Raw genomic sequence first — 13,921 nt, 5'->3', positions numbered from 1 at the left:
CAGGAATGCAGCCAGTTACAGTTCGTTACAAAGGCGCTATGGTGGGTTCCCTTTATCCTGCAAGGAAGGGTATAGGCACACCAAAAGCATCAGCCAGCAAAATGAAGTTGAGGCTGAGCACTGCGCTGGCACCGATCATCGACAGCAGGCGGACGACGGGACCTGTGGCGTAAGGACCCATAATGTCTTTGCGAGAGGTGAAAATGATCAGGGCGATCATCGGCACTGGCAGGGCGATGGACAGGATCACCTGACTGATGACAAGGGCCTGTGTGGCGTTGGCACCCATGGCGACCACCACAAAGGCAGGCAGCATGGTAACCAGTCGGCGGAGCAGCAAGGGCACGCGGAAACGCAGGAAACCTTGCATGATCATTTGGCCAGCCATGGTGCCGACAACAGAGCTGGAAATGCCCGACGCGATCAGCGAAATGAGGAAAACGCCAGCCGCTGCACCACCGAGCAAAGGGGTGAGCATGTGATAGGCGGTCTCGATTTCGGCCACTTCGCTATGGCCCTGATGAAAGGCGCTCGATGCCATCATGACCATGGCCATGTTGACCATGCCTGCGATCGCAAGAGCTATGACCACTTCTGTGTTGGAGAATTTTAGCACCCGTTTGCGGTCTTCTTCATTGCGGATTTCGGATCGGTTCTGGGTCAGGCCGGAATGGAGATAAATGGCGTGGGGCATGACGGTTGCGCCGATGATGCCAACGGCGATGGTCAGCGCGGTGGCGTCGGCCAGTTCGGGAGTGACCATGCCGACTGCGGCATCGCCCCAGCCAATCGGGGCAATCAGAATCTCCACCAGATAGCATAGACCAATGACACCAACCATGGCGCCAATGATCAGCTCCATCGGTCGGAACCCTTTGTTTTCGAAAAGCAATATACCGTAGGTGACTGTCGCTGTGATCCCCATACCTGCCATCAGCGGCATGTCGAACAAAAGAGCAAGGCCAATAGCTCCACCCAAAAATTCTGCAAGGTCGGTTGCCATGGCGGCAATCTCGCTGACGAACCACATCACCCAGACCATAACAGGCGAGAAGTTATCCCGTGACAATTCAGCCAGATTTTTGCCTGTGACAATGCCCAGACGGGCGGACAGGGCCTGAAATAACATGGCGATCAGGTTGGCGACCAGCACCACCCAGAGCAGTTTGTAACCATATCCGGCACCCGCTTGAATGTTGGTGGCATAGTTGCCGGGATCCATATAGGCGACGGAGGCGATGACAGCGGGACCAGCAAAGAGCAGTTTGCTGCGAAAACCGCGCCTTTCTCCTGACAAAACGGCATTCATGCCTTCTCGTGTTTGATCTGTGGCGAACATGCTGGTCGAACTTCTTCAGGGCTATGGGCAAAAGTAGTCTGGCTTAGAAATATAGCCAAGGCTACATCTCGTGCAATAGGCAAATATGTCGCGCCTTATATTTATGCGATTTGACAAATTGATTTTCCAAAGGTCAAACTGTACCCATGGCTATAAAGGATAATGAGGCGTGATCAATTGATCCGAGCCATCGCAGGTGTGTTCGCAATAAGCGGCCGTTGCATCTCGGGATTGAGTTTACCGCCAGACAATACGGCATAAAGCCGAGCCAAGGATAAGGACGGACATATGAGCAAGCAGACCTTGCAGGCACAGAGATTTGCCCGCGCTCGGGAGGCGCAAGCCAAGGCGGTTCTTGAGGACTATGTCGAAATGATCGGCGATCTGATGCAAGAGCTTGGGGAGGCGCGCATTGCTGACATTGCGGAGCGTATGGGGGTGGCCCATCCCACTGCGACCAAGTCCATTGCACGACTGAAACGGGAAGGTTTGGCGATGTCTCGGCCCTATCGCGGGGTCTTTTTGACAGAAGAAGGCGCCAAGCTGGCCGACAAGGTGCGGGCGCGGCATCGTTCCGTGGTCGATTTGCTGGTGGCTGTCGGGGTGCCCAAGGAAACAGCCGAGGCCGATGCAGAAGGCATCGAGCATCATGTCTCAGAAAGAACTCTGGCTGCGTTCGAAGCCTTTCTTGCGCAACGGGGTTAGGGCTGCTGTACTCAATTTCATGTGCAATGACATGAAGACAAGCTACTATAGACTATTGAGATAGGCGACTAACGCTTCGATTGTTTCGCGTTCAAACTCAAAGTCGGGCATCGTTTCGAAGCCTCCGGTTGCCATGGTGACCTGTTGCAGGTCGGCATCACGGATATCACCGGAATCACCGGATTTCGCATCCTCGCCGTGGCATTCGATGCAATTGTCTTCAAATAGGATTTTGCCGGCATTGATCAGTCCGTCATCCTTCGCCTGGACAGGGCAGGCTGCTGCAATCAACAACATAAGCGTTGCGAGGAAAAAGCGGGGCATGGTGGCGGCTTTCTGGCTTGATGATGTCTGCCGTGGCCGCTTTGCGCGGCCACGGTTTGCTTGTCTTTAAAGGGAAATCACTTTGGCAGGTTTGGCGAAAAGATGAATAGCTGACCGCCTTGGTCGGCCTTGACTTCTTTCACTGCGCCAGCACTTTCGCCTTTATGCTGAACAACACCGATGAGCGTGGAGTCGTTCAGAGCGATGGTGCCGTTGATCTTCTGCTGGCCGGTTCCTGCCAGTTCGTCTGCGGTGTAGAAGGAACCGTCCGATTTCTTGGCGATCAGGGAGGAAATATTCCACGAACCGGAGAATTCGGTCGAGGTTGCCTTTTTGAAGGTGCCCGGATAAGCGGCGATCTTGTTGGCAGCGCGCGGGTTCTTTTTGCCGCCAGCAATTGCCAGCAGATAGCCTTTGCCGGGCTCTGCAAGGGTCATGTCTGCGGCGTTCAGAGGCAGCGCCATCTTGCGCTCGCCAAGGGCGTTGCCGGAATCCTCATCGAGGAACAGAACGTCCTTGTCTGCAGCTTTGACCCAGTAAAGGCCATCAGGTGCCACGGTCTTAGCGGAGCCATCCTGCCAGGTGGAATGGTCGCCTTCACCACCATGCTTAATGCCTTTGTCTGCCACATCAATGGTCAGGGCCCCGTCAACAGCTGCAACTGTGCGGGTTGCCTTAACTGGCAGGTTGGCCGGCAAATCGCCGTTGGCTGCATCGAAGACCGCTTTCATATCACCAAAATCCAGACCGAGCAGGCCGCCCTTGTAGGTCATGGCCTGAACGTAACGGGTCTTGGTGATGTCCGGATCAACGGCAGGATGCTCGGCTTTGGAATCGCCAACGAAGAAAGTGTGTCCTTCTGGCTGCTCGCCAGCGTCCTGCCATTTCAGCATTTCGGTTTCACGGACGGATACGCCTTTGTCCCAGCCTGCCCACTGATAGGACGTTGGCGCGAAGACTGCATCAAAGCTGTTGGGTGCGTCGGCGTTTGTCAGATAGGCGTCGAACATTTTCTCTTTGGTGTCGACTTTTTCGATGCCAAGAGAGGCGAATTTGTCGTTGGCCAGAGCCAGACCATAGAGCTTGCCATAAAGCAGGCCGTTGCGTGCGAGGAACTGGTCACGCTCGGAGGCATCTGAAGGCAGAGGTTTACCGTCAACACCAACGCCCTTTTTGCCGACATAGACCTTCAGTGGTGCAGGCTCGACATCATGGTTGTAGCCAGAGGCGACAATCAGAACATAGTCAGGATGCTGTGGGTTGAGCGGTGCCAGTTTCTCATAACCAGTCTGACCAAGGGCTGGGACCGTATAGGCAACCTGATTTTTCACGTCGACGACGATTGAAGCCAGGCCCATGGTGTCGTGTGTGTCGATTTCGGATTTGACGACTTTCTTGTCTTCAGTGGTGTCAAACATCCGCTGGATGTTCCACTCTTCGGCCATCAGATAGGCGTCGTCAGCAAAGCCGATGCCCGCGCCATATTTGTTGGCAGGCTCGAACCAGGACCCGCAGAAGGAGTTGACGAAGAAGTCAGCCTCTTTCAGCTGCATCTTTGGGGCATAGTCGACAACGGTGCCGTCTGGCTTGGTCTGATTGCCCCAGACGCCGCCTTCGGACTTTGGCTTCATTTCATTGCCAAAGACATTGAAAATGCGATTGTAGAGATGGCCGGAGCCTTTGACGATCTCGGCAGAGATCTTGTCGTTGCCAAGGAATCTGGCCAGCTCATTGCGGTCAAAGTCGATGACATGCACCTGAGAGCCGGTAAAGGTGGCACCGGTTGCCATTTTCTGGGCAACAGTCTCGGAAGACATCGGGCCGTAGCTTTCAGACTGGTAGGCGATGCGAACGGTGTTCTCGTCGATCAACCAGGCGGAATGGCCATCGGGATAGCCGGTCAGTGGCTGGCCGGACATCTTGTCCACTTCGCCGACGGTGGCGAGTGGCTTCATGGCAGAGATATAGGGAAAAGCGGTGTCGCCGGAAGCGCCATCAATCGTGGCGTGTGCAGGGTCGACTGCGGTGGAGGCTTCCGGGATCAGGGCGGTGACTTCGCCGATATTCTTGATATGGCCGTCTGCAAAGGCAGACATCGCGGTCGTGCTGAGCAAAGCTGCGGTCAGGGTCAGCGTCTTGATCATTGAAAAATTCATGATAGTCCCTCAATTGGTCCAAATGCAACGAAACGGATGACAGCGGCATGTGGTCGGGGTGCTGTCTCCATTCAGGCTTCAGACCTAAGAGGGGTGGATATCGGTTATGTGACGAAACATGCAATAATTACGATGTACGACAAAATATCACAGCTTTTTCCTGTCAGTCAGGCAGGGGCTGTGAGAGCCCGTCCTGTCCTCCAGATCAGACCGGCAATTGTTGCTGCGATAGGCGCGTTTAAGTTTGCGGCGATTTCGCTCGCGTGACATGGACGGGAACTGACTTGAAGGCAGGTGTCTTGCTGCGCGGATCCACTTTGGTATCGGTCAGGATATTGGCTTCGGGATAATAGGCGAGGATCGAGCCTTGAGGCAGTCCGAAGGGATAGACGGTCACCCCATTCATCGTCCCGTTGGGTGAGGTGACGTTGGCCTTGGCTTCTGCTTCAATGCCCAGTCTTTTCATGTCGTCTGCATTCATGAGAATGGACCAGCGGGTCTTTGTGCCGCGATAGGTGTCCTTTTCTTCATAAATGATGGAGTTGAATTGACCTTCGCTGCGCATGGTGGACAGGATGAAGTCACTCTTTTCCTGTGTTGGCAGAGCGTGGGTGACAAAGCGCGCTTTGCCGTCAGGCATATTGAAGTCCGGGCTGTGAAGGATCCGGTTGCGAATGTGGAATTCCCGTTTGGCTACATCGATGTCGGCAAGCTCTTCCATGCCGGGAACTAGATTGGCAATGGCTTTGCGCAGTTGGCTATGTTTGCCGAACAGTTTGAAGTCAATGATGTCATCTCCCAGCAGGCGGGAGGCAATAGCAGACAGGATGACGGATTCTGGTCGCACATTGTCAAGGCGGTGAATGCCTCCATCGGACAGGCGGACATAGTTGAACATGCTTTCCTGTGTGGTCGGTTCCCATTCCTCATCACGGGCGGTGACCGGCAGGATCAGAACCTCGCCATCGCCCAGTCCATTGACGTGACCTTGATTGAGTGTGGTGGTCATGAAGAGTTTAAAGCCGATGCGCTCCAGCGCTTCTTTTGCCCATTTGGTGTCAGGTGTGGCTGCATAGAGATTGCCGCCCATGATAATGGCTGAATCGATCTTGCCGTCATGCGCTGCCGACAGGGACGCCATGGTATCAAGACCCTTTGTGTCCGGCAGCGTGATGCCGAACGCCTGTTCCATCTTGGCCATGATCTCATTGGGCAACACCGGCTTGACGCCAATTGTGCCTACGCCCTGAACATTGGAATGGCCACGCAAGGGGAGTAGGCCGGCATCGGGGCGGCCCACCATGCCGCGCATCAGGGCAAGGGCCGCAATCATTTCGACATTCTCGACGCCATGCAGGTGATGGGTCATGCCCATGCCCCATGCAAAGACCGCGGACTTTGCTCGGCCATAAATAGCGGCGACCTCTTCGATTTGCGCGCGGTGAACGCCGCATCTGTTGGTGATCTCATCCCATGTCGTGGCGTTGATATCCGCCAAGAAGGTGTCAAAGCCGTTGGTGTGGCTGGCGATGAAAGCGTCATTGAGACTGCCTGCTTCAATCAGCGCCTTGGCGAGCCCCTTGAACAGAGCCAGATCCTCTCCAATCTTGGGTTGAAGATAATGAGAGGCGACATCGCGACCGCCAGTCATCATGGCTCTGGCGCTTTTGGGGGAGGCGAAGCGAACCAGACCCGGTTCTTTTGCCGGATTGATCATCACCACGTGACCACCGCGTTTGCGGCATTCGAGCAGCTTATGGATGAAGCGTGGATGATTGGAGGCTGGATTGGCACCAATCACGAAAATCAGATCGGATCCCGTCAGATCTGCCAGTTCAACGGTTGATGTGCCGGTGCCGATGGTCGATCCCAGCCCCATGCCTGTGGCTTGATGGCAAAAATAGGAACAATTGGTGACATTGTTGGTGCCATACATTCTGGCCATCAATTGAAACAGGAAACCGGCTTCATTGGAGGAACGGCCTGAGGAGTAGAAAAAGCTTCTGGCCGGGTCCGTGGCTTTCAACTTGTCCGTCACAATCTGCAAAGCGTTCTCCCAATCCATTTTGGAGAAGGATGTTGCTCCTTGCGCCTTGTATAGGGGAACATTCAGGCGACCGAGGGTTTCCATCTCCCGGCCTGTCAATTCCTGAAGCTCGGCGATCGTGTGTTTGTCAAACAGTGCATCGGGGATCGGCGGTTGAATATCAGTCGACTGGGCCTGAACGCTTTTGTTGCAGACCGCCGGATATTCGCCAATCTCGTTGACCATGCCGCCCGCTTGACCGCCCATGCCAAGAGCGCAGGACTTGCAGGTGTTGTTGCTCGTCAAGGCTTTGGCCGACTTCACCACACCGATCTGGCGCAGTGTGTTGAGGGTGTAAAGAACCTTCTTGTGGCCGCCGCCGACAATCTGTTTGGACATGGATCTTTGCCTTTCCGGACTTTTGTCTTCACGTCGGGCCGTTCCCAATTGGATGCGGTTTCTCCAACGCTGTCTTACGGATAGAATAGTGAAATGATGTCTCAGCAGCAATGCGTATTCAGTGTGAAGCCTTCATTGTTCCTGCCCTTCGCGAACCACCGCGCGCCAGTTCACACTGTCTTATTGGGCATAAACCCCTAGTACATCTACCCCAATTGCGAGTTCCCATGGTCAGTGAAATATTTTGACCCGTTGAAACACTGTCGGCCGAGCACAGGCAGATCGTGTTTGGTATAAGTGTGGTGAAATTGGAGGAACCATGTTTGGGGGACAAATAAGCAAATCTTTCATCCGAGCCATCGCCGTTAGTCTGGTCCTTTCAGGCGCATTGATGGTCTCGACACCTCCGGCAAATGCCTATGTCGTCGTGAAGCGTTTCCATCAGTCGGCGGCACCCAATAGAGAGGAGTCTGATATTACCGTCATCCGTTGCCGGAATGGCCTTAGCTATTACATCTACTCGTACTATCGCACGAGTGGACCGCGCTACCGGGTGATTATTCCTCCGCATTGGGGCAAGCCGGTCGGCGGGCATGACTATCACTATTTCGAGCGGGCGATCAGGGCTGCCTGTTCGTGAGGGCAAATCCAGCGCTCACTGGTCTGTCGATTGCAAAGAAGATGACTTGATGTTGGGCGGACATGCGGTTCCGCCCTTCTTTTTTCGGACTAGTCGAGCCTTTGGGGGGCTCGTTGCTTGCATCCCAATCTGGTTAGGCTGAAGCCAGTTGGTGTTCTGTATCCAAAAACAGCAAGTTGGTATCTGTCACCGGTATGGGCGTTGAGGTGCCGATGTTATCGACAAAAGGTACGATTTGATCGGCAGACAGCGGCCGGCTGAAAAGATAACCCTGAAAGACCGAGCAGCCGAGCGCAGCAAAAGTCTCGACCTGCTCGTCGCTTTCGACCCCTTCGATAATGGTCGATATGTTGAGCGAAGCGGTCAGTTCCTGAATGCTTTTGACGATTTGTTCGTTGACGCTGTTGGCAATGGTCAAAGAGCGATCGATCTTGACCACATCCAGCGGAAGCAGACGTAAATAATGCAGAGATGTGTAGCCCATGCCGAAATCGTCGAGTGCAATTTTGACGCCAGCATCGCGAAGCCGCGTCAGACAGTCGATGGAGTGCATCTCCGGCAGCAGAGCGGTGGACTCGGTGATTTCCAATTCGAGTAGCTTCGGTGATAATCCTACTTTGTCGAGAATTTCCAGCACGCGGATGTCAAAGTCTTTTTCAGAGAGCTGCCTTGGTGCGACATTGACCGAAATCAGCAGGTCATGTGGCAGACGTTCTGACCATTTCACACGTTGCTCGCAAGCGATTTCGAGCACTCGATATCCAAGTTGGTTGATGACTCCCAGATCCTCCGCCAGTGCCACGGTAATGGGCGGGGCGATCCGCCCGAAATGTGGATGCTCCCATCGCAAAAGTCCCTCAACGCCAATGACCCTTTTCTTCTTGATATCGACCTGGGGCTGATATTCAAGAAAGAGATCGGTTTTCCCTCTGAGCGAACGCTGCAATTGGTCTGCCAATGCGCGCGCCATCCTACCTTCTTCATCGAGTTGGCCTATTAGTCGCATAGCTTGTCCCTGAAGTGGATTGAGGGTCGAGGCCTTCATCAGATTGCCAAGCACATGCTGATTGCGTCGGGTCGATAGCTGCTCCATCAAGCGAAGAAACGGATAATAGATCACACAGCCAACGGCCAGACCGACCAACTGCACCACAGAACCGGCTATGGAGCCTGTCACCAGATAGCCGCTGATCAGAGCAGGTGTCGTCCAGGCGATCGGGTAGGAAGTCAGGGGCATCAGATCCAGAGACATGGCCAGATAACCGATGATGATTTGGCAGACAGGGACCAGGATGAAGGGAATCGCGAAAATCGGATTGAGAATGATCGGAATGCCAAAAAGAAGCGGTTCGTTGATGTTGAACATGGCGGGCAGCAGGGCGATCAGAGCAAAGCGCTTGTTTGTGGTCGATTTCGAAGCAAACAACATGACCAAAATCAGACTAAGGGTGCTTCCCGCTCCGCCAAATCGCGCAAATAGATGGATCAATTGCGTGCTAACGATATGTTGTGGCGGCAGACCATTGGCCACCAAGGCGTGGTTTTCAATGGTGGCAGGAACAAAGGATTGTTCCGATACGACATGGAGAGTGCTGGTCCCGTGCAACCCAAAGAACCAAAGGACTTGCGCGGCCGTCTCATAGGCAATGGCGAAAGGGAGACCAAGTTCAGCTCCCTTGAATGGAGCGGAAATCAGAGTGTTGATGCTTTGAAGTATATCGGCATTGCCGCCAAGGATCAAAGCAGCCTTTGCGCCTGCAAAGATAATGATCGTGATGGCTGCCGCGGGGAGGGAGACAAAAACATCTCCAACCAATGGGTCGTGGGTTAATCCGGTCACAGGCAACCGGAACCAGCGCACTTCTAGAATCTTCAAATAAATCGTACCGGCCAGCGATGCGGTCAATGTGGCCGTCAACAGCCCCCGGCTCAGGCTCATGGCCGCACTGAGGTCCCCACCCATGGCGGGCGCAGCAAGCACCAGATAGCAGCACAGCACGACAGTGACCGTCACTATTGGATTTGCGATGATTCTGTCGGGCTTTTTGTTGTGAAGCTGGGACAGGATTGTGGCAAATCCAATGAGTACGACCAAAGCTGCGATGCCAAAGGTGCCGGCGATGATCAAATCCAGGGTCTTTACCAGAAATGACTGCCACCTATCTGGAATGGTGCTTTCAAGGATGTGAAAGGGCGAGTGTTTGACAAGAAGGGCAAGGGCACCAATCATGATCAGTGGAAAGGGCAGAATAAAACCGCGACGAATGGCAACGAAATAGTCTAGTCGGGTAAGCCAGTCTGATAATCCAACGATACGATCGCTTAGCGTGCGCGACTGGCAAGCTTCGTTTGTCATGTGTTTGTCCCCCGCCATTCTTCCTAGGGACCTGAAATTGATCCCGGCTCTATTCTTGAATAGGCTTTTTGAGCAACGTGTTTTTATCACACATGAGTAAAGTAATTAATAATCAGCAATGTCGTTAAACGGGAAGTATATTAAAGTTCTTGTAAATGGTTGCTTCAAATTGTTCGAATATCACGGCGCTATCGAAGCGCGGTTTGTCGTCAACGATTTACCCCATCGGTTCATCCTTTGGATTTTTCCACCGAGCTGGCTTTCAAAGATTGTCCTTCAGCAAGACTTCGATGCGTAGATTTTCCTGTTTCAGGTCCGGCTCTCTGTTTTCGCTTCTTGTGCGCAGCATCCGCACGGCCTTGCGTACAGCGCTGTTCGGGTTTTGCGCAATGATGGCGTCTATGTCTCCGGTTTTGAGAGCCTGTTCGCTGAAGGGTGTGCGTTCATGGGCAACCACGGTCAGGCTCGCCAGATCGCAAGATCGCGCACATTGGACGACGGGGGCGCGGGCTTCGGAACTCATCACATACAGGCCGACAATATCGTCATTTCTCTCAACCTGTCTGGCGATGATCCTGTGGGCGCGAGCGTCATCGGCGTAGGTTTCCAGTGAAGGCAAGACAGAGAGATGACCAAATTCGGTATTGATGATCTGATCAAAGCCCAGACGACGCTCGATGCTGTCCAGCGACTGCATGGTTTCCGAAATTACCATGATTTTGCCGGGCTGCTTGTCAACAAATCGCCCAATGATGCGGGCTGCGGTCGCTCCGGCTGCGAAGTTGTCGATCCCGACAAAATCCAGATCGTCATGGCTTTCCTGTCCTGACAGGAACTGAACGACCTTGATGTTGCGTTCCCCCAGTCGGGTCATCGCATCGCGCACCTGCGGCGATTCCGGGGCCATAATGGCGATGCCATCAACGTCGGTTACATCCAGAGTGGAGAGGTAATTTGCCACGGCATGTGGATTATTCATCGGCAGCTGAACGGTGTCCGCTGAGGCCAGTTCCTGCTGAAGGCTTTCATTGACATGACCGACTTGCTTGAGCAGTTCCTCAAGGTAGAGATCCCCTGCGGTGGGGAGAATGAAGCGCACTCTATAGGCTTTGTTGCGGGCCAGACTGACCGCCGCAAAATTACGGACGAAACCAATTCTTTCAATGGCTTCATTCACCTTTTGAATGGATCTTTTGCTGGCATTTGGCCGGTTGTTGAGCACGCGATCAACGGTGGCAAGACTTACCCCTGCGGCTTCTGCGAGATCTTTGGTTGTTGGCCTCATTTGACCCTCTTCTGGTTCTGAGGTGGTCACCTCAATATGAGATTTTTCGAACAAACCGCCTTGAAAAGCAAGCTGATTGGTAAAGAGAGTTAAAATTTTCTCTTGAATTGACGCACGTACCTCAGTTATGGTGACAGTGCGATGGGCCTTATGTAAATGGGAGTTTTTAAGGCATTTCATCGAATAGGGAGTGAAATCATACCAAGGTTGAGGCTCGTGCCTCGGTTTCGGTTTGCACCTTGGGCACGGCAGTGCTCGAGACGGCTTCGCTTTGTCTTTTGCGAGGTCGACATTGGGAGGAACATCACATGCAATCAAAGTTTTTGAATTCTGCTGCAATTTTGGGGCTGACCGTCGGCAGTTGCCTGTTTGGTAGCGCTGCGGCAAAGGCCGAGGATCTGACCCTGTGCTGGGCAGCGTGGGATCCGGCAAATGCCCTTGTTGAGCTCTCCAAGGATTTCGAAGCGAAGTCCGGCCACAATATGAGCTTCGAGTTTGTGCCATGGCCGAATTTCGCTGATCGGATGCTCAACGAATTGAACTCTGGCGGCAAACTGTGCGACCTGATGATTGGTGATAGCCAGTGGATCGGCGGCGCCGCAGAAAATGGCCATTATGTCAAACTGAATGATTTCTTCGAGAAAGAGGGAATCTCGATGGATGATTTCATTCCGGCGACCGTGACCGGATATTCGGAATGGCCAAAGAATACCCCGAACTACTGGGCATTGCCCGCCTATGCAGACGTGGTTGGTTGGACCTATCGCAAGGACTGGTTTGAACGCCCCGAACTGCAAAAGGAGTTCATGGAGAAATACGGCTACAAGCTGGACGCTCCTGAGACACTGGAACAGCTCAAACAGATCGGCGAATTCTTCCAGGGACGCGAAATTGATGGCAAGACCGTCTATGGAGCGGCCATCTATACCGAGCGTGGTTCGGAAGGCATCACGATGGGTGTGACCAATGCGCTCTACAATTACGGTTTCAAGTATGAGGATCCGAACAAGCCATACGAACTGGAAGGGTTTGTGAACTCTCCCGAAGCCGTTGCCGGGCTTGAATACTACAAGTCGCTTTATGATTGCTGCACCCCTCCGGGTTCCTCGGACTGGTACATGTCCGAAGATATCGACGCCTATAAATCCGGTCAGGTGGCCATGCAGATGAACTTCGCTTTCATCTGGCCCGGCGTTGAAGCTGATCCGAATGTCGGCGGTGGCAAGTCTGGCTATTTTTCCAACCCCAAAGGCCCCGGTGGTCACTTCGCGCAGTTGGGCGGGCAGGGCATCTCTGTGGTTTCCTATTCTTCCAAGCAGGATGCCGCTCTTGAATATATCAAGTGGTTCGCACAACCCGAGATTCAGCAGAAATGGTGGGATGCCGGCGGCGCACCTGCTTTCCGAGCTGTTGTGGAAGCGCCGGACTTTGCAAAAAGCCAGCCTTTTGCGCAGACCTTCCTCGACTCCATGGCGATTGTGAAAGACTTCTGGGCAGAGCCTGCCTATGCCGATCTGCTTTTGGCCATGCAGTCCCGCGTGCACAATTACGTCATTGCCGAACAGGGCACAGCGAAAGAAGCGTTGGACAGCCTTGTCAAGGATTGGGACGAAGTGTTTGAGGATGAAGGCAAGAAATAGCCCTCTCTGAGCCCGGTTTATCCTCCTGGTGAGACGGCAATGCCGGAGACAAAGTGACGTCCCGGCATTGCCACCCTGCACCCCTTTTTTAAGAGACTGTTATGTCGGAATCTGTATTGGAGCGTGCTGCGCGGTCCACGCCGCCGGATGTCGCTCATAAGATCACAGGATTGTCGGACAGAGCCATCGCATGGATCTTTGTTGCGCCAACAATCGTGCTGTTGCTGGCAATCAACATCTTCCCGCTGATCTGGACGATCTATCTCAGCTTTACCAACTATCGCGTCAACCGTCCCAACCGTGACGTCGATTTCATCGGGCTGCGCAATTATGAACGCATCCTGACAGACAATGACATCTGGATCACGATGCAGGCAACGGCCAACTTTCTGGTCTGGACCATCATATTGCAGGTTTTGATCGGCTTTTCTCTGGCCTATCTGATCAACAAGAAGTTCAAGGGCAACGATCTCTGGACGACCATCATTGTTCTGCCGATGATGCTGTCGCCTGCGGTGGTCGGCAACTTCTGGACTTTCCTGTATCAGCCGCAAATTGGTCTGTTCAATTACATCATCGGATTCTTCACCGGAGCGGATCCATCCAGCTTTACGATGATCGGGGAGGTGTCTCTGGCGCCATGGGCCATCGTCATCGTGGACACCTGGATGTGGACGCCCTTCGTGATGCTGATCTGTCTGGCCGGTCTGCGCTCCATTCCCGACAGTATTTATGAAGCGGCGGAATGTGACCGGGCCAGCAAGTGGCGGCAATTCTGGACTATCACCATTCCGATGGTGCTGCCGTTCCTGATGTTGGCGGTGCTGTTCCGCGGCATCGAGAATTTCAAAATGTTCGACTTGGTGGTTCAGCTGACGGGTGGCGGTCCCGGTTCAACCACGGAACTCACCTCTATCAACCTCAAGCGTGAGGCTTTCGAGAAGTGGCGCACGGGCTATGCCTCTGCCTATGCGGTCATTCTGTTCGTGACCGTGTTTGGTCTGGCCTCCATCTATGTCAAGGCGCTCAACAAGGTGAAAGAAAGATGAGT

General features: G+C 53.6%; 9 protein-coding genes and 1 pseudogene. 4 read left to right on the top strand and 6 right to left on the bottom strand.

Annotation, left to right across the window (positions count from 1 at the left end):
• Nucleotides 1-52: 52 nt before the first annotated feature.
• Nucleotides 53-1,339 (bottom strand): Nramp family divalent metal transporter, encoded by a 1,287-nt coding sequence (locus DSD30_RS05900; protein ID WP_114008722.1) that lies wholly within the window; start codon nucleotides 1,337-1,339, stop codon nucleotides 53-55.
• 264 nt (nucleotides 1,340-1,603) lie between these two features.
• On the opposite strand from DSD30_RS05900, the pseudogene mntR reads away from it, so the two are divergent.
• A pseudogene (gene mntR, locus DSD30_RS05895) lies at nucleotides 1,604-2,044 on the top strand (manganese-binding transcriptional regulator MntR); the annotation flags it as partial.
• 45 nt (nucleotides 2,045-2,089) lie between these two features.
• Here the strand turns inward: mntR and DSD30_RS05890 are convergent.
• The 3 genes from DSD30_RS05890 to DSD30_RS05880 all read right to left on the bottom strand — a co-directional run bounded on the left by DSD30_RS05890 (nucleotide 2,090) and on the right by DSD30_RS05880 (nucleotide 6,949).
• On the bottom strand, nucleotides 2,090-2,368 hold the full coding sequence (locus tag DSD30_RS05890) for a c-type cytochrome (protein WP_114008720.1): 279 nt from the start codon (nucleotides 2,366-2,368) through the stop codon (nucleotides 2,090-2,092).
• A 77-nt stretch (nucleotides 2,369-2,445) separates the two neighbouring features.
• Entirely contained in the window at nucleotides 2,446-4,512 is a 2,067-nt protein-coding gene (locus tag DSD30_RS05885; RefSeq protein WP_198662851.1) for a hypothetical protein, read from the bottom strand.
• A gap of 250 nt (nucleotides 4,513-4,762) precedes the next feature.
• The gene (locus DSD30_RS05880; protein ID WP_114008718.1) at nucleotides 4,763-6,949 is read right to left on the bottom strand and encodes an FdhF/YdeP family oxidoreductase; all 2,187 of its coding nucleotides are present in this window, start codon (nucleotides 6,947-6,949) and stop codon (nucleotides 4,763-4,765) included.
• A gap of 319 nt (nucleotides 6,950-7,268) precedes the next feature.
• Here DSD30_RS05880 and DSD30_RS05875 point away from each other — a divergent pair, with 319 nt between their 5' ends.
• Entirely contained in the window at nucleotides 7,269-7,589 is a 321-nt protein-coding gene (locus tag DSD30_RS05875) for a hypothetical protein (protein WP_114008717.1), read from the top strand.
• Between the two features lie 133 nt (nucleotides 7,590-7,722).
• Here DSD30_RS05875 and DSD30_RS05870 read toward each other — a convergent pair whose 3' ends face one another.
• Nucleotides 7,723-9,945 carry an EAL domain-containing protein gene (locus DSD30_RS05870; RefSeq protein WP_198662850.1) on the bottom strand — a complete coding sequence of 741 codons (2,223 nt, stop codon included), beginning with the start codon at nucleotides 9,943-9,945 and terminating at the stop codon, nucleotides 7,723-7,725.
• Between the two features lie 262 nt (nucleotides 9,946-10,207).
• A complete protein-coding gene (locus DSD30_RS05865) occupies nucleotides 10,208-11,230 on the bottom strand; it encodes a LacI family DNA-binding transcriptional regulator (RefSeq protein WP_114009616.1) in 1,023 nt (340 codons plus the stop codon).
• 308 nt (nucleotides 11,231-11,538) lie between these two features.
• Between DSD30_RS05865 and DSD30_RS05860 the strand changes: the two genes are divergently transcribed.
• Nucleotides 11,539-12,870, top strand: a complete 1,332-nt coding sequence (locus DSD30_RS05860) for an ABC transporter substrate-binding protein (protein WP_114008715.1) — start codon at nucleotides 11,539-11,541, stop codon at nucleotides 12,868-12,870.
• A 101-nt stretch (nucleotides 12,871-12,971) separates the two neighbouring features.
• Nucleotides 12,972-13,919, top strand: a complete 948-nt coding sequence (locus DSD30_RS05855; RefSeq protein ID WP_114008714.1) for a carbohydrate ABC transporter permease — start codon at nucleotides 12,972-12,974, stop codon at nucleotides 13,917-13,919.
• Nucleotides 13,920-13,921: the final 2 nt, after the last annotated feature.

The organism is Cohaesibacter intestini (assembly GCF_003324485.1).
Taxonomy (GTDB): Bacteria; Pseudomonadota; Alphaproteobacteria; order Rhizobiales; family Cohaesibacteraceae; genus Cohaesibacter; species Cohaesibacter intestini.
Note: the sequence above shows the minus strand (reverse complement) of the source record. Positions and strands in the feature narration are given on the sequence as shown.